Consider the following 26,679-nt stretch of genomic DNA (forward strand, 5'->3'; position numbering starts at 1 on the left):
TCTTCGGGCGGCGCTTGCCGTGTCAGATAGCCCGTTTACCGCGATCCCGCCTGCTCCATAACCTCGTTCAGGTCAGGCCTATCAAAGCATGGCGGCAAGGGCCACCGGCGGCGGGAATTTTATCCCGCCGCCGGTGTGCGCCGCATCAATCGGCCAGCGACTTGTTGATTTCCTCGACCATCTTCTTGGCGTCGGAAAGCAGCATCATCGTCTGGTCCATGTAGAACACGTCGTTGTCGACGCCGGCATAGCCGACGCCGCCCATCGAACGCTTGATGAAGAACACCTGCTTGGCCTTGCCCACGTCGAACACGGGCATGCCGAAGATGGGCGAGGACTTGTCGGTCTTCGCCGCCGGATTGACCACGTCGTTCGCGCCGATGACAAAGGCGACATCGGTCTGCGCGAACTCGCCGTTGATGTCCTCCAGCTCGAACACCTCGTCATAGGGCACGTTGGCTTCGGCCAGCAGGACGTTCATGTGGCCGGGCATGCGGCCCGCGACCGGGTGGATCGCATATTTGACCGTGACGCCCTTCTCTTTCAGCAGGTCGCTCATCTCGCGCAGCACGTGCTGCGCCTGTGCGACCGCCATGCCGTATCCGGGGATGATGATGACCTGTTCGGCCTGGCTCATCATGAAGGCCGCGTCCTCGGCGCTGCCGCGCTTCCACGGACGGTCGACCTTGACCGCGCCGTCTCCGCCGCCGCTGTCGTCCGCGCCGAAACCGCCCGCGATCACGCTGATGAAGCTGCGGTTCATCGCCTTGCACATGATGTAGGACAGGATCGCACCCGACGATCCGACCAGCGCGCCGGTGATTATCATCGCCGTGTTGTGCAGGGTAAAGCCCATCGCCGCCGCGGCCCAGCCCGAATAGCTGTTGAGCATGGAGACGACCACCGGCATGTCCGCCCCGCCGATCGGAATGATCAGCAGGAAGCCGATGACGAAGGCAAGCACGAGGATGACCGGGAATACCCATTCCGGCACCGGGTTGCTGTGCGCGAACATCGCGGTCAGCACCAGGATCGCGACGATGGTGCCCAGGTTGATGACATGCCGCGCGGGCAGCATGATCGGCGAACCGCTCATGTTTCCGTTCAGCTTGAGGAACGCGATGACCGATCCCGAGAAGGTAATCGCGCCAATCGCCGCGCCCAGCGCCATCTCGACCCGGCTGACCGGATCGATGACAAGCGTTTCCAGGCCCGTGGCATCGACGAAGCTGTCGAGAATGCCGAACGCGCCCGGATTGGCATAGGCCGCGCCCGCCACCAGCACCGCGGCAAGCCCGACCAGCGAGTGAAACGCAGCAACCAGCTGCGGCATCGCGGTCATCGCGATCTTGCGCGCGATCACGAAACCGATCGTGCCGCCGATGGCGATGGCGATGCCGATTTCAGGCAGGCTGGCGATGTCGTGCGTGATCAGCGTGGTCACGACGGCGATTGTCATGCCGATCATGCCATAGCGGTTGCCCGCACGGCTGGTGGCCGGGCTCGACAATCCGCGCAGCGCGAGGATGAAGCACACGCCCGCGACCAGATAGGCAAGCGCCACCCAGGGATTCACGCCGGTATCGCCTGCGCCGACGGCCAGAAGGTTAAGCATGCTCATGCCTCACCCCCTTCGGCCTTCTTGAGCGCGCGCGGTTCCTTTTTCTTGTACATCGCCAGCATGCGCTCGGTGACCGCAAAGCCGCCGAAGATGTTGACGCTGGCCAGCACGACGCCCAGCAGCCCCAGCCACTTGGCGGTTTCGCTGCCCGCTTCGGCGGCGGCGATCAGCGCGCCGACGATGATGACCGACGAGATCGCATTGGTCACCGCCATCAGCGGCGTGTGCAGCGCGGGCGTTACCGACCACACCACGTAATAGCCGACGAAACACGCCAGCACGAAGATCGACAGGATCGCAATAAAGTCCATGTCCGGTTCCCCCCCTTAGCCCAGCAGCCGTTCGTGGACGATCTTGCCGCCCTGCGTCAGCCGGATCGCATTGCCGATTTCCTCGTCCAGCACCGGTCCGCCCGCGTCCTTGTCCCAGAAGGCGGACACGAAGTTGAACAGGTTGCGTGCGAACAAGGCCGAAGCGTCCGCCGCCAGATGCGCCGGCGTATTGGAATAGCCGATGATATTGACGCCGTGCTTTTCGACCGTCTGGTCGGGCACCGATCCCTCGACATTGCCGCCCTGTGCGACGGCCAGGTCGAAGATCACGCTGCCCGGCTTCATCGTCGCGATCTGCGCGTCGGTGACAAGGCGCGGCGCGGCGCGGCCCGGGATCAGCGCGGTGGTGATGACGATATCCTGCTTGGCGATATGGCTCGACACCAGCTCCGCCTGCGCGGCCTGGTATTCCTCGCTCATCTCGGTGGCATAGCCGCCGCTGCCTTCGCCTTCGATCCCGGCGACCTTCTCGACGAAGATCGGCTTGGCGCCCAGCGACTTGATCTGTTCCTTGGTGGCGCTGCGCACGTCGGTCGCAGAGACCTGCGCGCCCAGACGCTTGGCTGTGGCGATGGCCTGAAGCCCCGCGACGCCCACGCCCATCACGAAGACGCGCGCGGCCTGCACCGTGCCTGCCGCCGTCATCATCATCGGAAAGGCGCGGCCATATGTATTGGCACTTGCGATCACGGCCTTGTAACCGGATAGGTTGGATTGGCTGGATAGCACGTCCATCGATTGCGCGCGGGTAATGCGCGGCATCAGTTCCATCGCCAGCGCTTCGTAACCCGCCGCCGCATAGGCATCGGTACGCGCGCGGTCGCGGAACGGGTCGAACACGGCGGCGACCTTGGCGCCCTGCTTCGCGCCGGTCATCAGCGTCACTTCGGGCGCCTGCACGCCGAACACCCAGTCGGCGTTCGCGACCGTGGCGGCCAGATCGCCGACCTCGGCCCCCGCCTCGCGATAGGCCTCGTCGGTGATCGCGGCCTTCAGCCCCGCCCCGCTCTCGACCCGCACCGTCGCGCCCAGCGCGGTCAGTTTCTTCGCCGTCTCGGGGCTCAATGCCACCCTCGTCTCGCCATCCGCGCGCTCTTTCAGCGTCGCGATGACGGGTCCAGCCACTGTCTCGGCCTCCGCCATGCTATCCCTTCCCTCCGTTGTCTTGGGTCGGCGGGCCGCTGTCTTGCAGCACCGGACACCGCCTTCCCGCTTATGATCCGGACATCAGTCCACGTAATGCGCCGTCGTCTTTTCCCTTACCTCTTCCGCCGTCACCCCGTCCGCCAGTTCGATCAGCCGGAACGGGCTGTCGTGATCGGGCCGCTGAAACACGGCGAGGTCGGTGATGATCATGTCGACCACGTTCGTCCCCGTCAGCGGCAGCGTGCATTCCGGGATGAACTTGGGCGATCCGTTCTTGCTGGTATGCTCCATCACCACGATGATCTTCTTGACGCCAGCGACCAGATCCATCGCGCCGCCCATGCCCTTGATCATCTTGCCGGGGATCATCCAGTTCGCGATGTCGCCGTTCTCGGCCACTTCCATCGCGCCCAGCACCGTCAGGTCGATATGCCCGCCGCGGATCATGCCGAAACTGGTGGCGCTGTCGAAATAGGCGCTGCGGTCCAGTTCGCTGATGGTCTGCTTGCCGGCATTGATCAGATCGGCGTCTTCCTCGCCCTCATAGGGAAAGGGCCCGATGCCCAGCATGCCGTTTTCCGATTGCAGCGTCACTTCGACGCCGTCGGGGATGTGGTTGGCGACCAGCGTGGGAATGCCGATGCCAAGGTTCACATAGAAACCGTCTTCCAGTTCCTGCGCCGCACGAGCGGCCATCTGGTCTCTCGTCCAGGCCATTACGCCGCCTCCCTCTTGCGGGTGGTCACGAATTCGATCTTCTTGTCATAGGGCGCGCCCACGATCATGCGCTGGACATAGACGCCCGGCAGATGGATGCAGTCGGGGTCGAGACTGCCGGTCGGCACCACTTCCTCGACTTCCACCACGCACATTTTGCCGCAGGTCGCGGCGGGCACGTTGAAATTGCGCGCGGTCTTGCGGAACACGATATTGCCGCTTTCGTCCGCCTTCCACGCCTTGACCAGCGACAGATCGGCGAAGATCCCGCGTTCGAGGATATAGTCTTCTCCGTCGAAGCTCTTCACCTCCTTGCCCTCGGCCACCTGCGTGCCGACGCCGGTCTTGGTGTAGAAACCGGGAATGCCCGCGCCGCCCGCGCGCATGCGTTCGGCCAGCGTGCCCTGCGGGCAGAACTCGACCTCAAGCTCTCCGGCCAGAAACTGGCGTTCGAATTCCTTGTTCTCGCCCACATAGGACGAGATCATCTTGCTCACCTGCTTGGTACGCAGCAGCTTGCCGATGCCTTCATTGTCGATGCCCGCGTTGTTCGATGCGAAGGTCAGGTTCTTGACCCCGCTGTCGCGCACCGCGTCAAGCAGCCTTTCCGGAATGCCGCAAAGGCCGAAACCGCCACTGGCGATCAGCAGCCCGTCTTTCAGCAAGCCGTCCAGCGCGGCGGCCGCGTCAGGATAGAGTTTCTTCATCGCGCGAAATGCCCCGTCTCCGATTATCGAACCCAACCGTACCGCTCGGGCGCTGCATTCCCATACAGGCCGCGTTCGGGCGGGTTCATTGTTACTTGTGCTAGGCACCGCCTTTGGATGCCCGTTGCGAACGGCCGGCAGGAAGGACCCTGCCTGCTGCTATCTTGCGCGGGATGGAGCCGCATCGCAAGCCCGGAACCGAAATGGTCGCGTGCCCGCTGCTTAAATTTCAGGCGCCCCTTAAATTTCAGCCGCCCCTATCAGCGAAGCCGCTCCAGGTCGCCGGGGCGGTTCACATTGGCGATCCCGATCGGATCGGGCACGCGCGCGGCGCCTAGCATGTCCAGCAATCGGGCGGGCTTGAGGCCCCCCTCGGCGACAAATCGCTCCACTTCGCCCGCCAGCCGCGCGGGCCAGAACGCGACAAGGAACTGCTGGTCGAAACAGGCGAGCCGGTCCGTGCCCAGCCGCTCGCACAGATCGTCGGGCAAAGGCAGAACGTCGACCGGCACCGACAGCACGCCGTGAAAGCCTTGTTCCACGGCGCGGTGAAGCGCGGCATTGATCGCGCCCATCGGGCCGATGCCGGGTTCGGGCCGGTCGTCGATCCGCTCCACCCCCGCATGATCGCGCCCGCACAGCACCAGCGCATCGACCTGCGGACGAAGCGCGTCGATCGCGTGATCGATCAGCGTCTTTCCATCGAACAGCGCCAGCGCCTTGTCGCTGCCGAACCTTTGCGCCTTGCCGCCCGCGATGATCGCGCCAAGGATGCCTGCCCCGCGCGTCACTGCGGCACGTCCTCGGGCAGGGGAACGTCCGGGACCGCGCCTGCATCGCCCGGACCGGGGGCATCGTCCGGCAGTTCGCCCGGCGCAAATTCCGGATCGACCGGATCGGCCAGCGCGCCATCGGGCGGCGGCAACAGATCAAGCTCGAGCGGCACCAGCCCTTCGAGGCCGGCCTGGATCACGATGCCTTCCCCGTCGATGGGATCGACCATTGGGACATCCTCTTCCTCAGGGCTGATCGGCGCGGCGGGCGGAGGCGCGCGGCGCAGGCTGGCGGGATCGATGGGCAGCGCGATCTCGCCCAGATCGACGCCGCGCATGAAATCGCGCCAGATCCGCGCGGGCAGCCCGCCACCGCTGTTGCCCGGAACGGGCGCATTGTCGTCGCGCCCGACCCACACGGCGGTCACCAGATCGCCCGCAAAGCCGATGAACAGCGCGTCGCGCCCTTCCTGCGATGTGCCGGTCTTGCCGAAGGTGGGCGTCCCCAGCGCGGCGGCGCGCCCCGTCCCGTTGTTTGCCGCATGCCACAGCAGGTCGAGCATCGGCGCCCATTCGCGCTGCGGGTCGAGCGCGCGGCCCGGACGGCGGCGGCGGCCCTCCACCCCGTGCACCTTCACCGGATAGCGCCCGCTGGCGAATGCGGCATAGGCGGCGGCCATTTCCTTCAATGTGATCGAAGCGCTGCCCAGCGCGATGCTGGCGTCCTCGGGCAATTCGGCGGTGACGCCAAGGTCCCTCGCCGCTTCACGCACATTGGCGAGGCCTGCGCGGTCGGCCACGCGGATCGCCGCAGTGTTGCTGGAAATGGCAAAGGCCTCGCGCAGCGTCATCTCGCCGCGATAGCCGCGATAGCCGTTACGCGGCTGCCAGTTGCCGATCCGTACGGGCGCGTCGGTGATCGTGTCGCCCGGATCCATCCCCTCGCGGATTGCGGCGAAATAGTCGAAAAGCTTGAAGGTCGATCCCGGCTGCCTTTCGGCCATGGTGGCGCGGTTGAAAGCCTCGGGCGTCCATTCCTTGCCGCCGACCATGGCGACGACGCGCCCGTCGGGCCGGATCGCCAGCAGCGCGACCTGCGACCCGCCCAGCCGCGCACGCCGCACCGCGCGTTCGGCGCGCGCCTGTATCTCGGGCACCAGCGTCGTCTGCACTTCGCCCGTGAAATCCTCGGGCAGGTCGGCGGCCAGCCAGTCGACGAACCAGCCTGCCTGTTCGGCCGATTTCTCCTCTTCCCCGATTTCGAGTTCGGGGTCGGCGACCGCATCGGCCTCTTGCTGCGTGATGAACTCCGCCTCCACCATCGCGTCCAGCACCACGCGCATCCGCTCGGTCGAGGCTTCGTAATCCACCGTCGGGGCCAGCCGCGACGGGGCCTTGACCATGCCCGCCAGCATCGCCGCCTCGCCCAGCGACAATTCCTGCGGCGTCTTGCTGAAATAATGGTTCGCGGCGGCGACCAGACCCGTCTGCCCCTCGCCGAAATAGCAGTTTTCCAGATAGCGCGAGAGGATCGTGTCCTTCGCCGCCCATGTCTCGACCCAATCGGCCAGCAGCATTTCCTGCGCTTTTCGGGTCAGGGTGCGGTCCTGCGTAAAGAAGGCGTTCTTCACATATTGCTGGGTGATGGTCGATCCGCCCGCGACCACGCCGCCCGCCCGCAGATTGTCGAAGGTCGCGCGCGCCAGCCCGCGGAAATCGACGCCGCCATGGTCATAAAAGCGCCGGTCCTCGATCGCGAGGAACGCCTGCCGCACATGGGCGGGCAAGGCCGCCGCGTCCACTTCGGCCACGGGCCTGTCGCCGCGATGCGCCAGCAATGTGCCGTCGGCGGCCAGGAAATCGACCCCCGCCGGCCCCGGCGGCGCACCCACGCGCCATGGCGGCGCCATCCATGCCTGCCAGCCGACCAGCAGCAGCAGCGCCGCGCACAGCGCCAGCAGCCAGCGCGGCTGCGCCTTCAGCCAGTCCCATGCCCTTGCACCCCTGCGCGGGGAAGGCGGGCTTGCGGGTATCGCGGTGCTGTTCATCCGGCGCGAAATGATCGGTGCAACGGGGCGGGGCGGTTCATGGCACGGGTTTTGAGCAGAATTCGCGGCGCTTGAACAGTTGCCATCAGCGCCTTCCGGGCATGGCGGCACGACCCTGCGCGAAACGACACTTGACGATCCGCGCCGTTTCGGCAGTTTCGCAAACAAGTATCTCGTGAAATCAATCCTGTTGCCGGAGCCTCCATGATCACACCATCCAGCCGGTCCGTCCGGGTTTCCCTGCTTGGCCTGCCGTCCCTGCTTGCAATCTCGGGTGCCCTTGCCCTCGCGCCCGCGCTGGCATTCGCGCAGGACGCGCCGCTGGTCCGCCCCGGCGCACCCGGACAGGCCTCCACCGCGCTGTCTCCCGAACAGGCGATCGAGGTTGCGCAGGCTGGCTATTCGCCCGCCGACGTGCGGTTTCTGCAGGACATGATCCATCACCATTACCAGGCGATCGAGATGGTGAACCTCGTCGCGGATCGCACTAATGACGAAGAGGTGCTCAGCCTCGCCTCGCGGATCGAGGCGAGCCAGGACGACGAAATCGCCTTCATGCAAGGCTGGCTGAAAGAGCGCGGCGAGATGGCGCCCGATCCCGCCGCGCATGCCGCGATGGGCCACGGCGCGCAGCACGGCATGTCCGCCAGCCACAAGACAATGGCCGGCATGGCGACGCCCGAACAGATGGCCGCCCTGGCCGCCGCCAGCGGCGTCGAATTCGACCGCCAGTTCCTGACGCTGATGGTGGCGCATCACAATGGCGCGATCACCATGGTGGAGGATCTGCTGGACCAGTCGGGCACCGCCTATGATCCGGTGCTGCTGAACTTCACCACCGACGTCACCACCGAGCAGCAGGCCGAAATCGACGCGATGGTCGGCGTGCTGGCCAGCCTGACCGAGGATCCGCGCACCGGCCTGTCGGCGGGCTTTGCCAATGCGGGCATGTCGGCAAGGAACATGGTGCTGGTGAAGGAACTGCGCAAACCGGCGGGTTTCTATGACCCCGGCAACCCGTCGAACCTGCCCCCCGCGATCCCGGCCGAGACCGAGGGCGAGGACCCCAGCTATGGCAAGCGCGGATCGCATCTCAGCTTTGCCAACACCGACATGGCGTTTCGCGGCGACCTGATGGTCGCGGGCAATTACCACGGGTTCAACATCTACCGCCTTGGCGCCGAAGGCATGCCCTCGCTGGTCAGCTCGGTCGTGTGTCCGGGCGGTCAGGGCGATGTGTCCATCGTGGGCGACACGCTGATCATGTCGGTCGAGCAGCACAGCGCCCGCGTCGACTGCGGGCTGCAGGGCATCGATGACGACGTCAGCAAGGATCGCATGCTGGGCCTGCGGATCTTCGACATCTCTGACCCCGCGCTGCCGCGCCAGACCGGCGTGGTGCAGAACTGCCGCGGATCGCATACCCATTCGGTGGTGAGCGGCCCCGGCCAAGATGGCAAGATCATCGTCTATGTCTCCGGCACGGGCCCGGTGCGGGACGAGAAGGAGCTGGCAGGCTGCGTCGCCGGGCTGCCGGGGGACGAGAACAGCGCGCTGTTCAGCATCGACGTGGTCGAGATCCCCGTCGCCGACCCGTCGAAGGCCCGCGTGGTCGACAGCCCGCGCGTCTTCGCCGACGAATCCTCGGGCGGGATCGCAGGGCTGTGGCGCGGCGGCGACCATGGCGACGGCACGCAGGAAACGCGCCGCACCGACCAGTGCCACGACATCACCGTGTTCCCCTCGCTGAACCTTGCCGCGGGGGCCTGTTCGGGCAATGGCATCATCCTCGACATCTCTGATCCGCTGAAGCCAAAGCGGATCGACGCGGTGACCGACAAGGGCTTTGCCTATTGGCATTCGGCCACCTTCAACAATCGCGGCGACAAGGTGGTGTTCACCGACGAATGGGGCGGCGGCATGCGCCCGCGTTGCCGCGTGTTCGACCCCGCCGACTGGGGCGCCGACGCGGTCTATGACATCGAGGACGGCAAGCTCACCTATCGCAGCCACTACAAGCTGCCCGCCGCGCAGGGCGAGAAGGAGAACTGCGTCGCGCATAACGGGTCGATCGTGCCCATCCCGGGCCGCGATATCTTCGCGCAGGCGTGGTACCAAGGCGGTCTGTCGATCATGGATTTCACCGACAGCGCCAATCCGGTCGAGATCGCGCATTTCGACCGCGGCCCGGTCTCGGCGGAGCATCAGATCCTGGGCGGATACTGGTCGACCTATTTCTACAAGGGCCAGATCTATGGGACCGAGATCGCGCGCGGCCTCGACGTGTTCCGCCTGCAGCCCAGCGATTATTTGACGCAGAACGAGATCGACGCCGCCGCGCTGGCGCAGGAAGTGAACGGCACGTTCAATCCGCAGCAGCAGTTCCCGGTCGAATGGCCCGCCGATCCGGTGGTCGCGCTGGCCTATGTCGACCAGCTGCGCCGCGCGGGCGTGGACGGGGCGCTAATCGATCCGCTGGCCGCTTCGCTGCAGGCGATGAAGGCCGGGTCGGGCAGCAAGGCCGCGGTGAAGAGCGCGGCTGCCCCGCTCGCCTCGGCCACGCTGGATGCCTCGCAGGGCTGGCGCAAGGATGCGCTTATGGAGGTTATCGGCGAACTGACCGCCTGAGGATGATCGGCGGGGCGGGCAGGACGCTCGCCCCGCCCCGCCCCGCCCCGCCGCGATCAGCAGGCGGTCGCCGCCAGCCGCGCCTTTTCGCCGCGTTCCAGCAGCACGGCGACGACATAGATCGCCAGCCCGCCCAGCGCGAGCGCCGATCCGATGAACCCCGCCGAAGTCAGGCCATAACCCGCCGCGATGGCCATGCCCGCCAGCCACGGCCCCAGCGCATTGGCGGTGTTGAACGCGCTGTGATGCGCCGCGGCGGCCAGCGTCTGCGCATCGCCCGCCACGTCCATCAGCCGCACCTGCATCACGCTGCCCACGCCGCCGCCCATGCCGATCAGGAAGACGATGATGCCAAGCCCGACCGGATCGGCCGCGACGAAGGGATAGATCGCCAGCATCACCGCGCTCCATGCCAGCATGCCCATCGCGGTCCGGTCGCGCGCCTTGTCGGCCAGATGCGCGCCGCCCAGATTGCCCAGCGTCATGCCGATGCCGAAAATGCCCAGCACCAGCGGGACCGACCGTTCCGACAGGCCCGTCACCTCGATCATGGTGGAGGCGACATAGGTATAGACCGCGAACATCCCGCCGAACCCGATCGCGCCCGACGCCAGCGTCAACAGCACCTGCGGTCGGCGCAGCGCACCCAGTTCGCGCAAGGGGCTGGCCCCGCTATCGGCAGGCTCGTTCGGGGCCAGCAGCGCGACCAGCGTCACGGTCAGCAGCGCCAGCACCGCGACGACCAGGAACCCGCTCTGCCAGCCGAACATCTGGCCCAGCCAGTTCGCGACCGGCACGCCGATGACCGTCGCCACCGTCAGCCCGGACATGACCAGCGCCACTGCCTTGGCGCGGCGATTGACCGGCACCAGCGAGGCCGCGACCAGCGCCGCCACGCCGAAATAGGCGCCGTGCGGCAGGCCGGACAGAAAACGGAACACCAGCAGCGACCCGTAATCGGGCGCCAGCGCGCTGAGCCCGTTGGCCATCGCGAACAGGCCCATCAGCCCCATCAGCAGCGTACGCCGCCTGATCCGCGCGCCGAAGATCGCGATCAGCGGCGCACCCACCACCACGCCCAGCGCATAGGCGCTGATCGCATGACCCGCCTGCACCTCGGTAATGCCGAGATCGGCGGCGAAGAAGGGAACGAGGCTCATCGCCGCGAATTCGGTCGTGCCGATGGCGAATGTGCCCATGGCAAGGGCGAAGATCACCCATGCGGGGCTGGCGGAACGGAGTGCGGGATCGGTCATGCTGCACTGCAATATAGGCGAATGCGCCCGTAATGCCATGTTCCGCGTATGCGATAAAACCGATGTGCGATGCCGGAAAATGCAAGTGCGTGTCCATTCGCGCTCTTGGCTTCTCGGGCTCGACCCGCGCGAAACTAGGGAGAGTCCCTATGGGCAGACACGGGTCGGTCCGGAATTCTGGCGGGCGAACCGCGCTCCGATGAGGGCGAACGGGTTTCAGGCTGAAAGGGCGCTTACATGAGGAATCTTTGTCGCAATCTGCTGGGCGCGGCCGCGCTGGTATCGCTCGCCGCGTGCTCGACCACGCCCCGGCCAAGTTTCAGCACCGAGGCCGCGCCAAGCGTCGATCTTGCCCAATACACCACCTATAGCTGGGCCTTCCCCCGGCCGGGTGGCGGCAATCCCTTCGTCTACGAACGCGTGCAAAAGGCGATGGACGCCAGCCTTGCGCAGGCCGGATACCGGCAGGTCGCGGAAGGGCAGGGCGACATGGAACTGGCCTTCACGCTGGGCGCGCGCGACAAGGTGGACGTGACCAACTGGGGGCCCGTCGGGGCCTATTATCCCGGCTATGGCATGAACTACCGCTATGGCTGGGCCTATCAGTACAACCAGGTCGATGTGCGCAACGTGACCGAAGGGTCGATGGCGCTCGACGTGTTCGATGCCGAAACCGACCGCCCGATCTGGCACGGCATCGCCGAGGCGCGGATCGGATCGACCGATAGCCCCAGCGACGCGCTGATCCAGTCCGCCGTGCAGGGACTGGTCGACCGGTTCGCCGCCGCCAGCGGCAAATAGGGGACTTACCTGGGCGACTGCGGGCCGGAGGCACGACGCTTCCGGCCCGTTTTCGTGTGCGGTCAGAACACGATCTTCAGATTTCCGCGCAGCGCAATCGCAAGTTCTTCGAAGCGTTCCTCTGCCGATAATTCGCCCATCATGATCACGCCGCCCGGGCCGCCCACGGCGCGCAGGCGGCCATACCAGCCGCTGGTCGAGGTTTCGCCCTGCAGGGTGAAATCGTCGCCACCAGCAAAGCGCGCGGTGGTCTCGCCCAGTTCGCCGTCCAGCACTTCGCGCCAGCCGCCTTCGGTCTCTATGCGCAGCCAATTGCTGTCGCGCGATCCCCTGCCCATGATATCCGCGCCCAGCACCATGCCCGCGCTCAGGCCCAGCTCATCGCTGCTGCGCGCATCCACTGTCAGGTCCAGCGCCTCGTCCCCGCCGGCTTCGGAATAGCCGTCCTCGTCCAGCTTGACATAATCGACCATCACCTGCGGGCGGAAGAAGATATAGCGCCAGCCGCCTTCCGCCGACGCCCCGGCGGCAAGGCTGACGAAATCGCCGTCCCACTTGCCCTTGATCGTGCGCTTGACGCTTTCGCCGTCTGAGGTGCCGTTGAACACGCGCTGGCTCTTGATGTCGGACCGGCCCAGCGCGCCGCGCACGAAGCCGCCGACCGGCCCCCAATTGCCGCGCCAGTGCGCCGCCGCCTCGAACGAGCTGTTCTTGACGTCGCTCGCCGCGCCATTGGTGTGCTGGTTCCACAGGCTGGCCAGCGTCGCGCCGACATGGCCGAAACCGATGTCGTATTCGCCCGTCAGCGAAAATCCGTGCCCCTGCAAATCATAAGCGCCGCTGTCGCCCAGCCCCTTGTCGCTGTTCCACAGCGCAAGGTTCAGCGTCACGGTGAAAGCGCCCTCGTCTATGATGGGGCTGACGGGATCCTGCATCTGCCGGATCAGCGTCCGCTCGCCCTGCCCGATCCCTTCGAACACGCCGCCCGCATGGTCGGGCAGCATGGTCGCAAGCGTCTGCCGGAACGCATCGCCATTGGTGATCGCGAGGAAGCTGTTCTCGATCTCCTCGTCCTCGCCAAGCGCGGCGAACACCGCCGAATAGGCTGCCGCGCCCGAACGGTTGAGGCCCAGTTCGGTCACGCTGCGCCGCGCGACATCGACGGTCAGCACATTGCTGGGCGCGTCCTCGCTGATCTCGGCTTTGAACATATAGGGGATCAGCGTTTCGACGGTATCCAGCTTGTCGAGGCCGGTGATCGATCCGGCGGTCAGCACGGCATAGCTGCCTTCCGCGGTCAATACGTCGGCCAGCCGCAGCGCCAGCTTGGCCCCTTCGGCAAAGCTGGCGTTTCCGGCGACATCGATCCCCGTCCCGCTGCCCGCCGCCTTGTCCAGCGTCGCCACCAGCATGCCGGTCGCCCCCACCGACAACGAGGCGATGCTGGTCGGCTTCGACAGGTCGAGCGTGCCGCCCGCCACCGTCACCGCGACATTGCCGCCATTGGCGATGCCGCCCGAGAAGATCGAAGTGCCCGACAGCGACAGCGTCCCGCTGCCCCCGCCGAAATCAGCGGTGCCGCCAAAGGCAGAGCTTCCCAGCAGGTTCATCGCGGAAGTGCCCGTACCGAACGACACATTGCCCGCATGCACCGCGTCCCCGCCAAGCGAGAGCGTGTCATTCCCCGCGCCGAACGACACATCGCCCGACAACCCGCCATCGGCGAGTTCAAGCAGATCGTTACCGCTGCCAAACAGCACATTGCCCACGATGGAGGGCGCGGCATGGCCGGACGCGACCTGCGTCTGGCGCACGGTCGCGCCGGCGGTCCGTGCCGACAGGTCGATGGCGATATTGCGGCCGCTGCCCTTTTTCGCGCCGCTGGCCGAGATCTGGCCCGCATTCTCGATGAGCGAGACCGTGCCGCCGGTGTCGCGGATGGCGATGGCATTTCCGCCCTCACCCGTCGCAACCGCCTTGATCGACCCGCTGTTGCGGATCGTGGGCAGATTGGCGCCCTGTTCGACCGACACCGCGATCGCACGCGTGTCGCCGGTCGACGACCCGCGCGCCTCGATCGATCCCGCGTTCTGCAGCAGCGGCGTCGATGCCCCTGCCGCCAGCCGAAGCGCGGTGGCATTCGCGCCGCCCGAGAGCGCGCCGACGCCGCCCGAAATGCCGATGCCATTGGCGATAGACACGCCGTGGCCGCGCCCGCCAATCGCCATGCCGGTGGCACTGACCCCGCCATAGACGCCGCGCCCGTCGACCAGCCCGTCGACGATCAGGCCGAACTTGCTGGCAGTGCCCGCGACGGCCCCGATGGCGATGTCGCGTGTCGCCGATCCGATCGAAAGCGCGGCTGCCGATCCATAGGACGTGATCTTGGCTGATCCCTCCTTCGCATCCTCGATCCCGTCGGAATCCTCGTCCGCCTTGTCGGGGTCGCTGTCCTTGGGCGCGACGGCCAGCAGGATCCCGCCGGTCACATTGCCCTCGACGCTGATCGCGGGGCCGCCCTGCAGCAAATCGTCGGCGTCCAGCTTGGTCGCGCTCGTCGGCTGCGCGGTATAGCGATAGCCGCTGGCATCGATCTCTCCCTGCACGACCATCGCGCCCGTGACATCGCCGCCAAAGCGCGCCGCCATCGCATCCTTGCCGCGCGCCTGCACCGTGCCCGCCAGCCGCACATCGCCGTCGATCGCCTGCGCGTCGATGCCGATGACGCGGTCGCCGATCACCCCGGTCTTGCCGTCGTGGATCAGATCGCCGGTCAGCATTCCGCCCAGCGCGATGCCGGTGGAATCGTTACCCTCGACCGTGATGGTGCCGCTGTTGACCACATCGCCGGCATGCGCGCCCATGGTGCGGATGCCCTGCCGGTTGCTGCCCAGCGCGAACGGCCCGTCGAGGTCGCCGTCATTGTCGTCGTCCTTGGGCGTATAGGGCTCGTCGATGGTGATCGTGCCGCCGTTGACGATATCGCCCGAGGTTCCGTCCATCGCCGCGATCCCGGTCGATCCACTGGCATTGGAAATGGCGATCTTGCCGCCATTGGTCACCTTATGGTTGCTGTTGACGGTGACGGCGGTGCCGCTGGTCACGGTCACCGAACCGTCCTTGGTGATGTTGATCGCATCAGGCGCGCCATTGTTGGCGGTGGCCGTTGCAATGGGCGCGGTCTGCGCGTTGGTGATGTCCTTCGCACCGGCTCCGGTCGAAGCGATGGCAATGGCGGCGATGGCGGTAGAGCAAAGCAGGTTACGCACTGTATCGGGCATCCTTCAGATCGATGTCGATCCGTCAGACGGAGCCGGTGCGGAGCGGCCTTGAAAAAATATGCGGGCCGCTTGTCCCGGCGTTTCAGAACCGGCGGTCGATCCCCAGCCGGAACGTGCGCGGGCGCAGCGGGGTGACCTGGTCGCGGTCGTCCCCGAACGGCGTACCCAGCGAAAACCGGTTGCCGCGCATGTCGGCGATATTCGACACGCCCAGCGTCAGGCCCATCGTGTCGCCGCCGATCCTGACGTCGATCCCGCTGTCGAGATAATCGCCCTGGCTCTCGCCAAGCTCCGGCCCGATGCCAAGGCGCGAGGGTCCGACATAGCTGGCCCACGCATCCGCCGTCAGCCGCCAGTCGCCGCCAAACCATGCCGTGTAATTGACGCCCGCGCGCGCCGCGAATTCGGCGATATTGGGGATCTGCCGCGTGCGCGTGCGAAAGGCGAGATCGGGCTCGTCGATCCGGCTGTGGTTCCATGTTCCGCCCAGTTCGACGCGCAGCCCCTCGGCGATTTCCGCCGCGCCCGACAGGCTGGCCGACCAGATGCGGCCGTCGCCGATATTGCTGGTGCTGGGCAGTCCGCCATCGTCGACGAAATCGGCCTGAATGTCGCGCCAGTCGGTATGGGACAGGCTGACCGCAAGGCTGAACGGATCGCCGCTGCCCGCACCTTGCGCCGATGCGCCCGAACCCGCGCGGCCATAGCGTGCGCCGATTTCCCAAGTCGCGGTGCGGTCGTTGCGGAAGCGGCGCACGAAATCGCTCTCGATCGCAAGGCCGCCGGGGCGAAAGCCCTGCTGATAGCGCGAATAGATCAGCGCCTCGTCCGACAATTCGGCATGCAGCGCGACCGAGGGCAGGAAATCCACCTCCGTCCGGTGCGCGGTGATGTCGGCGCGCAGCATCGACATCGACGGCGACAGCGCAGGCGCGACATCGTCCGCGCCGCCGCCCAGCCGCGCCCATGTCAGCCGCCCGCCCGCGGTGGCGACCAGAATGGGGGCGATGCGCAGGCTCGCCTCGCCATAAAGCGTTGCTTCGTCGACGATATTTGTCACGCCGGGCGTATTGGCGCGGGCCGCAATCATCAGCGCGTCGCTTGCCGACTGGCGGGTTTCGAACTGGACGAACTCGCGACGAATGTCGCTTTCGCTATGGGTCAGGCTGGTGCCGATCAGCCATCCGAAACCGCCGCGTTCGGGCGCCCACAGCCGCGTTTCATGGGCGATCATGCGCGCGCGGTTCGACTGTACGAACAGCCGCTCGGGCGCGAGCTCGCTCGCCGCGTCATAACGCTCTTCAAGATCCTGCCGCACGATGCCCGTGGTGGAGCGGAACCGCACATCGCCGAACGCGCCGCCGATCACCACGCTGCCTAGCGCGTAATCGATGTCCGCCCCTTCGGTGACAGCCGCGGTACTGGTCAGCGGGGGATCGCCGCGGTCGGCATATTGCGCGTCGCGCGCGTCGATGGTCTGCCCAAGGCCGGTAACCTCGATAGACCAGACATTGTCCAACTCGACCCGCCCGGTCATCCGCCCGCCAAGAATGCGCGTGCGATTGACGTCGCTGCGGCCCGCATCGGGCTTGTCGATATAGCCGCCCAGCGAGGCCGCATCGATCGTGGCGCGCAGGGCGGCGTTGGCGGCAATCGGCAGGTTCGCGGTGATGCTGGCGTCGCCGCCCGGCGATCCATGCCGGGTCAGCGATCCGCCGACCTGCGCCGACAGGCTGGCATCGTGCACGCGCGGCGCATTGGGCACCAGCCGGATGATCCCGCCCAGCGCGCCCGCGCCATAGAGCGTGCCCTGCGGCCCCTCCAGCACTTCGACGCGGTCAAGGTCGGACAGGCGCAGATCGGGATCGGGCGCGTTATAGCTCAGCCGCAGATCGCCCCAATATTGCCCCACGGTCGATTGCGTCGGGCCGGTAAAGCTGGAATCGGCGATGCCGCGAATGAACAGCTTGTTGCGCCCGCTGCCCAGATAGGTGGACGACACGCTGGCGACGCGGCGCGTGATCTCCTCGCTGCCGCCCGCGCCGCCCAGTTCGATCAGCCCCCCGTCCAGAATCGCGATCTGCGCAGGGATCTGCGCAGGCGACAGATCGCGCTTGCTCGCCTGCACCACGATGGGCGGCGGAGGGGCTTCGACAGGCGCGGGTCCGGTGGCCACGGGCGCAGGGGCGGGAACGGGCTGGGGGCGGGCCGCGGCCGGTTCGATCCGCCACGAGCGTGCCCCCGTCGCCACCGCGCGGCCCCCGATGGCGGCGGCAAGGCGGCGGACGGCTTCGCTGACGGGCATGCGGCCGCGAATGGCAGGCACGTTGCGGCGGGCAAGGCGCGGGTCGGCGATGACGATGCTGCTGCCCGTCTGCCGCGCAAGGCTGATCGCGACCGAACCGGCGCGGCCGGCCGTTGCCGAAACCGCCGGCTCGCCCGCCTGTACGGCCAGCGGTGCGGCCAGAACGGCCGCGGCAAGGCATAATGCCAGCCGCCTCATCAGCGCGCGCCGATCACCCATGCGCCCGATGCCTGCGTCACCGCGATGCCCAGCAGCGGGCCAAGGCTGGCCGGATCCTTGCGAACGGGATCGACAAGAATCGACCCGGTGATTGTCCGGTCCGCGCTGGCCGGATCGACCGCGAAGGTCAGGCCGGTCGCCCGGCTCAATTCCAGCGCCACGGCGGCAAGCGTTTCATCTTCGAAGCTGAGCCTGCCTTCGCGCCAGTCGCCGACCTGCGCAATATCGACCGGCGCGATGCGATAGCCGTCATCGGTGCGCGACAGGACCTGCCCGGCGGCGACATGCACCTCCTCCGCCTCGGGATTGAACTGCACCGCGCCTTCCGACACCGCCACGCTGAAAGCCTCGTCGTCGAGGCGGACGTCGAAGATCGTGCCGACATCGACGATCTGCGCCTCGCCCGCCGTCACGCGGAACGGCGCATCCTCGTCATGGCGTACGGTGAACAGGGCGCGGCCATGGTCGAGGCTGGCGAAACGAGGGTCGTTCCGGTCGAAGGTCAGGCGCGATCCGCCCGCGATGGCGACGCTTGTTTCCGCCCCGAGTTCGACGATCCGCATCGCCCCCGGCGCGGTTTCCACCGTATAAAGATCGGGCGCGCCCTGCCGCCAAAACGCGAGGCCGAGGAACGCGGCAAGCCCCATCGCCAGCACGCCGCCCAGCCAGCGCCGGCGCGGCGCGGCGGGCATGGCCGGTTCCGCATCATTGGCAGGCGTGGCCGCGGCCAGGATCGCCACGCCCTCGCCCACGGCGGCGACCGTGCGGTCATAGGCTTCGGCATGGCGCGGGTCCTGCTCAAGCCACAGCGTGAACGCGTCCCAGTCCTCGAACGCGGGATCGCCGGTCGCCGCCGCCCAGCTGGCCGCCTGTTCGCGGATCGTGTCGTCAACCTGCATGGCAATGTCCTTCCGGATGGAAGACGGAGCCGATCGCGCTATGCCTCATCGCTGCGCTCCTTCCATTCGAGCATGGCCCGATATGCGGTCCTGAGATCGCTTTCCACCGTGCTGAGGCTGACGCCCATCTCGTCCGCGACCTGCCTTTGCGACAGCCCGTCGATCCGGTGCCGCCGCAGCACCGCCGCGGTCCGCGCGCCCAGCCGGTCGACCAGCGCCAGCACCTTCGCCATTTCCTGAGAGGCCGCGATGCCGCTTTCGGGGGAGGGTTCTGATCCGGCGGGCCGCGTCTCGCTCCAGTCCCGTTCCCGCTGGGCGGCCTGCGTCTGCGAACGGTGCCGGTCGATCATGGTCATGTTGGCGGCGCGAAACAGATAGGCGCGCGGATTGTCGACGGGGCCGCTGCGCGCTTTCGCGATCCGCAGCCACACGTCCTGCAAGATATCCTCGGCCGCATCGCCCGCGCCGCGCGCGCGCAGGAACCGCAGCAATTCCGCCCTGTGCTCAAGGTAAGCGGCTTCGAGCCCGGAAGCAGGCAGCGTCGAATCCGGTCTGTGAGTCTCGCCTTCCCGCTCCACCCGCCGCCCGCTACACGATTCCGATGCGCCGAGATAGTCGGCGCATCACGCGCGTCGGTGCGGGTCAGGCGTCAGCCCAGCCCTTCCTGCCGCACCATCACCGTGTCGCCGGAAGGATATTGCACCCATTTCTGTCCGCTGGATGTCCAGCAATGCGTCGTCGGCACCAGATCGGCGGTAACGTCCAGCGTGCCCGCCTTATAGAAGATCAGGTTCCCCTCTTGCGCCGCCAGCGTGTCGGTCAGGATCGGCGAGCCGCATTCGGGGCAGAACTGGCGATAGACCGCATTGCCGCTGGCAGCGCGGTCCTCATAGGTCTTGAGCTCGCCGGTGATTGTCACCCCGTCGCGCGGGGCCACCCCCACGACCGATGCTGCCGCGCCAGACTGCTTCTGGCAATTGGTGCACGCACAGGTGACCAGCATCATCGGCGGCCACGGCACTTCATATCGCACCGCCCCGCACAGGCAGCCGCCCGCTCGCTTCGTCTCCGTCATCGAGCCTCTCCCTTCATGGGCAGGTTCAGAAACTGAACTTCACGTCGATGCCATAGGTGCGCGGATCGCCGAGCGAGGCCAGCGTGCCGATGCCCGCAAGGTTGAGCTTCTGGTTGAAATATTCCTCGTCGAACAGGTTGCGGACCCAGACCCCGAATTCCAGTCCCGAATTGTCGGGGCTCCAATGCAGGCTGGCATTGACCAACTCGATCGACCCGACCTCCTCGATCGGCAGGTTAGTATAGCTGGTGAACTTCTCGCTGGTGTAGGTGTATTGCGCATTGGCGTTCAGTTCGCCCGGCCCCACGCGGCCTTCCCAGTTGATCCCCAGCGCGGCGTTCCATTCGGGCGAGTTCATCAGCCGGTTGCCCGCATAGGAAATCGGCACCAGCCCGCCCGTCGCCGGGTCCAGCGCCAGCGTGTCATATTCCTCGTATTTCGCATCGAGATAGGCGAGCGCGCCCGAGAAGGTCAGCCCGTCGACCGGCACCGCCGTCGCCTCAAGCTCGAAACCCTTGGTCTCCGCCTTGCCCGCATTGGCGATCGAGGCGGAATTGGCGCCCGAGGGATAGGTGATGTTCTGCACCACCTGCATGTCGTCGTATTTGTTGAGGAACGCCGCGAAATTCAGGCGCAGCCGCCGGTCCAGCAGATCGGCCTTGGCCCCGATCTCGAACGTGTCGAGCGTTTCGGGATCGAACGGGCCGATGTCCTGCGCGATCGCGATGCGCCCGGTGAACCCGCCCGATTTGAAGCCGCGCGCATAATATCCATAGAACAGCAGATCGCGGCTGGGCGCATAGTCCAGCCCGACCTTGTAACCGACATTGTCCCAGCTTTCCTTGCCCGACGCCACGATCAGCGATCCGGGGATCAGCGGATCGTCGAACGCGGCCATGCCGCCGTCGGGGCTGATCGAATTGGCGGTGGTCGATGTCGCGCTGGTCTTCTCGTGGCTGTAACGGATACCGGCCTGCAGCGTCAGTTCGGGCGTCAGGTCCTGATAGATCTGGCCAAAGGCGGAATAGGACTTGTTCTTCTGCGCCTGCGTCTGCGGCTGGCCAAGGCCCGGCAGGAACCCGTCGAGCTTGCCGTCCTGGTCGAGGAAATATTCCTGCTCGAAATAGAAGACACCCGCGATCAGCCGCGTGCTGTCGGTGATGTCGACCAGATTGCGCAATTCCTGGCTGAACTGGTGATGGTTGGTGTCGCGCCGCGTCTGCAGCAGGATGCGCGTCGTCGCATCGTCGTCGGAATAAAGCAGATTGTCATATTCGCGGTAGCTGGTGATCGATGTCAGCGTCCCGATCGAGGTGTCGAGGTTCTGCGTCAGCGTCAGCGAATAGGTGTCGCGGTCGTTGGAATCGGGTTGATCGTCCGACAGGCCCCGCCGGAAATCGAACGCGTCCTCGGTCTCGCCCGGCGTGTAGAACAATTCGCCCGGCCCCGCGATCAGCACGCCGGTCTGCGATCCGTTGCGCGACCGGACATATTCGCCGATCAGGGTCGCATCGTAATCCGCGCCGTCATATTGCAGATAGCCGCGCAGGGTGGTGATGTTGCGCTCCCCGATGCGCTCCCCGTCGAGGTAGTTGCGGAAATAGCCGTTCATCTCGTTGTGGAGAACGCTGATCTTGCCGGCGAACTGCTCGCCGATCGAGAAGTTGAGCGAGGCGTTCGCCTCGATCTGCCCGTAATTGCCATAGACGAACTGCGCGTCGCCGCCGAACTCGCCGGTCGGCTGCTTGGTGATGACGTTGATCACGCCGCCGGTGGTGTTCGCGCCGAACAGGGTGCCCTGCGGTCCGCGCAGCACTTCCACCCGCTCGATATCGAACAGTGAGAGCAGCGCGGCGGTGTTGACCCCGACCACCACGCCATCGACCACGACCGAAACGGTGGTGCCGACATAGGGATCGGCATCGTTCACGCCGACGCCGCGGATGGTGAAGACCGCCGAATCCGGCGAGTTCGAAAAGGTGTTGATCTGCACATTGGGGATCGAATTCGACAGATCGGCGATATTGTTGATCTGCGCGTCCTCGATCATCTCGCCGGTGACCGCCGTGACCGAGATCGGCACGTCCTGCAGGTTCTGCGATTCCTTTTGCGCGGTGACGACGATCTCGGTCACGCCGCCTGCCTGAGCGTCTGCCGGAATGCTGGTTTCGCCCTGCTCGTTGGTCACCGCCTGCGCATGCGCCTGCACCGATGCCAGCACCATGGCAGATACACCAAGACTGTACCGAAATGCCTTTTTCATCTGCTCGCTCCCACTCCTCAGCCTGTTTTTGCGGCTGTTATTATGCTTTTCAGTCTAGTTGTGCGGCCGGAACGCGGCCTACTCGTGTTTGTGTCAGGTGGTCTTCGGCGCGGGTGCCCGGCCGGTTCAGTACTTGACGTTGCGGGTAAAGCCGCCGTCGACGGTCAGGTTGACGCCCGTGATCCACGACGCCCGCGCGGAGGCGAGGAACAGCACCGCATCGGCGATTTCCTCGGGCCGGCCGAAACGGCCCGCGGGGTGCTTGGCCCGGTTCGCCTCGTAATATTCGGGCAGTTCCTTTTCGAGGAAACCCCAGCTTCCATCGGGGATCAGGACCGGGCCGGGGCACACGCAATTGCAGCGGATGCCGTCCTTCATGTAGTCGATCGACAGCTGGTGCGTGTAATTGATCAGCGCCGCCTTGATCGCGCCATAGCTGAGCCCCGCTTCGCCGAACGCGTGGTTCTCGATCGCGGTGATGGTCGACATCTGCAGGAAAGCGCCGCCGCCCGCCGCCTTCATATGCGGCAGCGCGGTGTCGAACATGGCGACCGCCGACATCAGATCGACATTATAGTTGATGTCCCACCCCTTGCGGCTGCGCGGCGTGCCGCCCAGCGCGCTGGCGTTCGATACGACGATGTCGATTCCGCCCATGTCGTCGGCGGCCTTCTCGACCCAGTTGGTGACCTGTTCGAAATAGCCGCAATCGACCACGCTGCCATAGACCTTCCCGCGCTGCGACAGGGCCTCTACCGCGTCCTCTACTCCGTCGCCGGGCAGCTGGTTGGCATAGACCTCCTCGTCGCTGGGGTTGGCCTGATCGGCGCGCGCGCGGCGGCCGCAGAACGACACGATCGCGCCTTCGTCCAGAAACCCCTCGACGATTCGCCGGCCTATCCCCCGCGTGGCCGCGCTGACGACGACCCGTTTGCCTTTGAGTTCAAGATCCACCTTATCCTCCCGCTGTGATCGCCGACGTCAGAGCGCCGGAATGTCCTCGTTCGGATGGATCTCCATGATCTCGAACAGATTGCCGAAGAAGTCGCGGCCATAGGTCGCGGCAGCGCCGGTCTTGTTGCCGTTTTCGTCGGTGGTGATCACGCTCATGTCGGGGGCGGTGTTGAACGTCAGCCCGGCCTCGACCATGCGGTCATGGACGGCCTGGATGTCGTCCACCTGGAAAGCGATATGCGTGTATCCGTTGTGGCTGACCGGACGCGCCGGATCCTGCGGCGGCGACTTGGGCGAGACATATTCGAACACCTCGACATAGATGTTCTTCAGCCGCGCCATGAAGGACTTGGCGGCGGAATCCTCGATCCCGACGATGGCGTCGATCCACGCGTTGCCCGGCTCCCACTCCCCGGTAAAGACCTCGTCGGCGCCCAGCAGCTCGATATAGAACCGCCGCGCGGTATCGATGTCGGGGACCGAGACCGAGACATGGTGCACGCCGTTGATGTGGTGTTTCATTCCGCCCTCTCCAGATATTTGTCGAGCGTGTCGTGCAGGTGCCGGATGCGGGCCTCCTGATAGATCGAGAGCGTCTCCGCGCCCTTGCCGCTGGCGTACATGCCCTCGCGCTGCATGCGCATGATGTCGGTGTCCTGATCGAGCACGCTGGCAAGGAACGGGTCCATGCTCTCGATGCTGGCAAAGCTTTCGTCCTCGTGGATGACCTGCACCTCGGCGACCTCGAACTCGCCGTTTTGCGGCTTGGGGTGCAGCACATACTGGTCGAAGATCGCGCGGTCGCGGTCGTGCCCGTCGGGGCGGAACTGCTGCACCAGGCACAGCCCCGGCGCGGGATAGATCAGCAGGTTCGGGAACAGGTGGTATTTCAGCGAATCAATCATCTCGGGCACCGAATGACCCGAATAGTCGAGGCCGTGCTTCTCGCGCATCTGCTCGCGCAATTGCTCCGCCATTACCCAGCGCGCGGTCTTGCCCTCGGGCACCTTGGCACGCGCGCCGACCATCGCGCCATCGGCGACCAGCATGCTGTCGAGCAGTTCCTGCTCGCTCATCGCCCGCTGCGAGGTCGGGCTGGGCGAGGCCATCGCGCACAGGTCGCGGCTGACGTGATCGGAAAAGATGTCGTGCTGCATGTTGTGGTCACCCACGACATTGGTCATCTCGGGGTGGACATAGGGGGTGTGATAGGCCTCCATGAAGGCCTCCATCGACAGTTTCCAATTGCCCGGCAGATGCTTGCGGACATGGGTGGCGACATACCAACCGGTCAGGTCCCAATTGGCGAAATGTTGCGGCAGAACCTCAAGATAATCGGTCAGCGGAGGGGCCTTGGGATCGAAGTTCACCATGACCATGCCGTTCCAGCTGGCCACCTGCACCTCGGCCAGCCCGGCCTTCGCATGGTCGACCTGCGGGAATTCGAAGTCGCAGGGTATGGATTTTAGCGAACCGTCTAGGTTCCAGCTCCAGTTGTGGAACGGGCAGGTGATGCCCGATGCCCAACCGCAGGATCCGGACGCCTTCAGCTTGGTGCCGCGGTGCAGGCATGAATTGTAATAGGCCTTCAGCCCTTCCTCGCTGCGGACGATCAGCACGGACAGGCGGCCAATGTCATAGACGAAGAAATCGCCGACCTGTGCGACATGCTCCGCGCGGCAGGCGCATTGCCATGCGCGTTTCCACATGCGCTCCATCTCAAGCTCGAAAAACGCCTGATCGGTATAGCGCGCAAAGGAAATGTCGCGCAGGTTCTGTTCGGGGTTGGCCTGGAGGGACAGCACATCGGGCAGCGGACCGTCGCGGCTTGCGACATCCGCCCATGTGTTGCCGGGATAGCGCTCGCGCATGACCTGCTGGATATCGTTCATCGCCGTATCATCTCCCACATATGAATGTGAATTCATGTTCTGTTTCGGGAAGGATGATCCTGCACCCACAGACGGTCAATGCAGAAAAAGGATAGGTTGCGCCGCTTCGCCGCTGCTGGCGCTACTCGTCTATGCCCAGATAGCGCAGTGCCATTTTCAGCGCTTCGGCGGCAAAGTCGGTGTCGGTCACCTTCAGTCCCTGTCCCAGTTCGCCACCGCTCGGCAGCACGGACCACACGACCGCGCCGCGAATGATCGAATGCGCATAATGGACCTGCCGCCGCAGTTCGTCCGCATCGCGTTCGGGCAGACGTTCGACCAGCCGGTCCGCAATCAATGTCGCGACGATATCGTTGGCCGCACTCTGGTCGCGGTGCACACCGATATCCTCAAGCCGCTTGCGCTCGATCAGGCGGAGCAGGCCCGCATCCGCGCTGAACGCACTGAACACGATATCTAGGTGCAGTTCGACAAGCTGTCGCGGGCTGGCCGCGCGCGCCTCGGCCGAGGTGCACAGTTCCCTGATCTCGCGCATCCGGCAAGCGCGATAGCCCGCAACGATCGTCGCGAGCAGCGCCTCCTTGTCGGCAAAGTGCTGATAGACGCTGCCCACCGGCACCCCGGCATCGCTGGCAATATCGGCCACGCGGGTCGTATCGAAACCATTGCGAGAGAACAGCGCGACCGCGCTAGCAACGATGCGGGTGAGCGCGTCGCGGCTGCGTTGCTGCTGCGGCCGTGTGAAGGCGGCGCTGCCCTCCATCCAGCGCGCGGGATCCTGATCGAAAGCGATCGATCCGAAAGGCGCGTGGGGATCCCGTTGCAAAGTCACGCCCCGGCCGTAGCCGCCAACCGCGGCGTTGACCACTATCGACCTGACACAATGACGGGCTGCACCCGCATCCCCGCCGCGTTACGATATGTGCGGGAGATAATGCATGCAGACAGAACAGGCAGCCGGTTTCGAGATTGTCGCGGACGGGTTCGACTTCGTCGAGGCACCGCGCATCACGGCGGACGGCGATGTGTGGTTTTCGGACCTGACGGGCGGCGGCATTTATCGCAAGCAGGCAGGAAAAAAGGTCGAGACCATGCTCGCCGATCGCCAATGGGTCGGCGGAATGGTGTTCGACCAATCGGGCCATGTCATCTGCGGGGGCCGCGGCGGGATCATCGCGCTCAACCCTGCAACCGGACAGAGCATCGACATACTGACCGAGATCGAAGGACAGCCGATCATCGCGGTCAACGACATGGAGGCGGACGGGCGCGGCGGGTTATTCGCTGGCACCATCGACTTCGTTTCGATCATGGAGAAGGGCGAAGACCCCTCGCCGGGGGTGTTCTTCCACCTGTCCGCGGCGGGCGAAGTGACCGTGCTGCGGCGCGACGTCTTTGCATCGAACGGCATCGCCTTCAGCCCATGTGGCCGGTTTCTCTATCATTCGGAGACGTCGCGCGGGATCTGGCGCTATCCGCTGGGCGCGAACGGCCTGCCGGAACCGGGACAATTGCTGGTGGAGGAGGAAGCCGCCGACGGTCTCGCCTGCGATCGTGACGGCAATCTGTGGCTGGCCTGCTGGAGCACCGGGCGGCTGAACCAATATTCGGCCGACGGCACCGCCCTTCAGGCGCTGACGTTCCCGGCTCCACATGTCGTCAGCCTCGCGTTCGGCTCAAGCGATCCGAACAGCCTGTACATTGCAACGTAACCGTGGCGTGCAGGCCGCCTTGTCGAGGTAGGCGGCGCCAGCCACTGAGT

Annotated in this window: 21 protein-coding genes; 3 read left to right on the plus strand and 18 right to left on the minus strand. The window is 65.8% G+C overall.

All coding sequences use genetic code 11. The features are described 5' to 3' along the window. Nucleotides 1–145: 145 nt before the first annotated feature. From AC4FIJ_RS13390 to AC4FIJ_RS13420, 7 genes are all read right to left on the minus strand, one after another. Nucleotides 146–1,621 (minus strand): NAD(P)(+) transhydrogenase (Re/Si-specific) subunit beta, encoded by a 1,476-nt coding sequence (locus AC4FIJ_RS13390; protein WP_490337211.1) that lies wholly within the window; start codon nt 1,619–1,621, stop codon nt 146–148. After that, nucleotides 1,618–1,932 carry an NAD(P) transhydrogenase subunit alpha part 2 gene (locus AC4FIJ_RS13395; protein ID WP_490337212.1) on the minus strand — a complete coding sequence of 105 codons (315 nt, stop codon included), beginning with the start codon at nt 1,930–1,932 and terminating at the stop codon, nt 1,618–1,620. The genes AC4FIJ_RS13390 and AC4FIJ_RS13395 overlap by 4 nt, the downstream gene beginning before the upstream one ends. A gap of 15 nt (nt 1,933–1,947) precedes the next feature. Then, nucleotides 1,948–3,096: an NAD(P) transhydrogenase subunit alpha gene (locus AC4FIJ_RS13400; RefSeq protein WP_490337213.1), complete on the minus strand. Its 1,149-nt coding sequence runs from the start codon at nt 3,094–3,096 to the stop codon at nt 1,948–1,950. An 84-nt stretch (nt 3,097–3,180) separates the two neighbouring features. Further along, nucleotides 3,181–3,816 carry a CoA transferase subunit B gene (locus tag AC4FIJ_RS13405; protein WP_490337214.1) on the minus strand — a complete coding sequence of 212 codons (636 nt, stop codon included), beginning with the start codon at nt 3,814–3,816 and terminating at the stop codon, nt 3,181–3,183. Further along, nucleotides 3,816–4,523 carry a CoA transferase subunit A gene (locus AC4FIJ_RS13410; protein WP_490337215.1) on the minus strand — a complete coding sequence of 236 codons (708 nt, stop codon included), beginning with the start codon at nt 4,521–4,523 and terminating at the stop codon, nt 3,816–3,818. The genes AC4FIJ_RS13405 and AC4FIJ_RS13410 overlap by 1 nt, the downstream gene beginning before the upstream one ends. A 260-nt stretch (nt 4,524–4,783) precedes the next feature. After that, entirely contained in the window at nt 4,784–5,314 is a 531-nt protein-coding gene (mobA, locus tag AC4FIJ_RS13415; RefSeq protein ID WP_490337216.1) for a molybdenum cofactor guanylyltransferase, read from the minus strand. Continuing rightward, nucleotides 5,311–7,344 (minus strand): transglycosylase domain-containing protein, encoded by a 2,034-nt coding sequence (locus AC4FIJ_RS13420; RefSeq protein WP_490337217.1) that lies wholly within the window; start codon nt 7,342–7,344, stop codon nt 5,311–5,313. The genes mobA and AC4FIJ_RS13420 overlap by 4 nt, the downstream gene beginning before the upstream one ends. A gap of 204 nt (nt 7,345–7,548) precedes the next feature. Between AC4FIJ_RS13420 and AC4FIJ_RS13425 the strand changes: the two genes are divergently transcribed. Then, nucleotides 7,549–9,972, plus strand: coding sequence for a DUF305 domain-containing protein (locus AC4FIJ_RS13425; RefSeq protein WP_490337218.1), 2,424 nt, complete (start codon nt 7,549–7,551; stop codon nt 9,970–9,972). A gap of 56 nt (nt 9,973–10,028) precedes the next feature. Here the strand turns inward: AC4FIJ_RS13425 and AC4FIJ_RS13430 are convergent, their stop codons facing one another. Then, nucleotides 10,029–11,228: an MFS transporter gene (locus tag AC4FIJ_RS13430; protein ID WP_490337219.1), complete on the minus strand. Its 1,200-nt coding sequence runs from the start codon at nt 11,226–11,228 to the stop codon at nt 10,029–10,031. A gap of 237 nt (nt 11,229–11,465) precedes the next feature. Here AC4FIJ_RS13430 and AC4FIJ_RS13435 point away from each other — a divergent pair, with 237 nt between their 5' ends. Continuing rightward, entirely contained in the window at nt 11,466–12,029 is a 564-nt protein-coding gene (locus tag AC4FIJ_RS13435) for a DUF4136 domain-containing protein (protein ID WP_490337220.1), read from the plus strand. A gap of 62 nt (nt 12,030–12,091) precedes the next feature. Here the strand turns inward: AC4FIJ_RS13435 and AC4FIJ_RS13440 are convergent, their stop codons facing one another. From AC4FIJ_RS13440 to AC4FIJ_RS13485, 10 genes are all read right to left on the minus strand, one after another. Next, nucleotides 12,092–15,298 (minus strand): autotransporter domain-containing protein, encoded by a 3,207-nt coding sequence (locus tag AC4FIJ_RS13440; protein ID WP_490337221.1) that lies wholly within the window; start codon nt 15,296–15,298, stop codon nt 12,092–12,094. 94 nt (nt 15,299–15,392) lie between these two features. Then, nucleotides 15,393–17,834 (minus strand): TonB-dependent receptor, encoded by a 2,442-nt coding sequence (locus AC4FIJ_RS13445; RefSeq protein WP_490337222.1) that lies wholly within the window; start codon nt 17,832–17,834, stop codon nt 15,393–15,395. Continuing rightward, on the minus strand, nt 17,813–18,733 hold the full coding sequence (locus AC4FIJ_RS13450) for a FecR family protein (protein WP_490337223.1): 921 nt from the start codon (nt 18,731–18,733) through the stop codon (nt 17,813–17,815). Before AC4FIJ_RS13450 ends, AC4FIJ_RS13445 begins: the two co-directional genes overlap by 22 nt. 38 nt (nt 18,734–18,771) lie before the next feature. Next, complete coding sequence (locus tag AC4FIJ_RS13455) at nt 18,772–19,311, minus strand: RNA polymerase sigma factor (protein ID WP_490337224.1); 540 nt, start codon at nt 19,309–19,311, stop codon at nt 18,772–18,774. A gap of 71 nt (nt 19,312–19,382) precedes the next feature. Further along, on the minus strand, nt 19,383–19,808 hold the full coding sequence (locus AC4FIJ_RS13460; RefSeq protein ID WP_490337225.1) for a GFA family protein: 426 nt from the start codon (nt 19,806–19,808) through the stop codon (nt 19,383–19,385). Nucleotides 19,809–19,833: 25 nt separating this feature from the next. Then, nucleotides 19,834–22,071 carry a TonB-dependent receptor gene (locus AC4FIJ_RS13465; RefSeq protein WP_490337226.1) on the minus strand — a complete coding sequence of 746 codons (2,238 nt, stop codon included), beginning with the start codon at nt 22,069–22,071 and terminating at the stop codon, nt 19,834–19,836. A 126-nt stretch (nt 22,072–22,197) separates the two neighbouring features. Further along, a complete protein-coding gene (locus tag AC4FIJ_RS13470; protein WP_490337227.1) occupies nt 22,198–23,025 on the minus strand; it encodes an SDR family NAD(P)-dependent oxidoreductase in 828 nt (275 codons plus the stop codon). A 27-nt stretch (nt 23,026–23,052) separates the two neighbouring features. Continuing rightward, a complete protein-coding gene (locus tag AC4FIJ_RS13475) occupies nt 23,053–23,547 on the minus strand; it encodes a VOC family protein (protein WP_490337228.1) in 495 nt (164 codons plus the stop codon). Then, on the minus strand, nt 23,544–24,917 hold the full coding sequence (locus tag AC4FIJ_RS13480) for an aromatic ring-hydroxylating oxygenase subunit alpha (RefSeq protein WP_490337229.1): 1,374 nt from the start codon (nt 24,915–24,917) through the stop codon (nt 23,544–23,546). Before AC4FIJ_RS13480 ends, AC4FIJ_RS13475 begins: the two co-directional genes overlap by 4 nt. 121 nt (nt 24,918–25,038) lie before the next feature. Next, on the minus strand, nt 25,039–25,749 hold the full coding sequence (locus AC4FIJ_RS13485) for a TetR/AcrR family transcriptional regulator (protein ID WP_490337230.1): 711 nt from the start codon (nt 25,747–25,749) through the stop codon (nt 25,039–25,041). Nucleotides 25,750–25,855: 106 nt separating this feature from the next. Between AC4FIJ_RS13485 and AC4FIJ_RS13490 the strand changes: the two genes are divergently transcribed. Beyond that, the gene (locus tag AC4FIJ_RS13490) at nt 25,856–26,629 is read left to right on the plus strand and encodes an SMP-30/gluconolactonase/LRE family protein (RefSeq protein ID WP_490337231.1); all 774 of its coding nucleotides are present in this window, start codon (nt 25,856–25,858) and stop codon (nt 26,627–26,629) included. The last annotated feature ends 50 nt before the right edge of the window (nt 26,630–26,679 follow it).

Source organism: Croceicoccus sp., assembly GCF_983967925.1.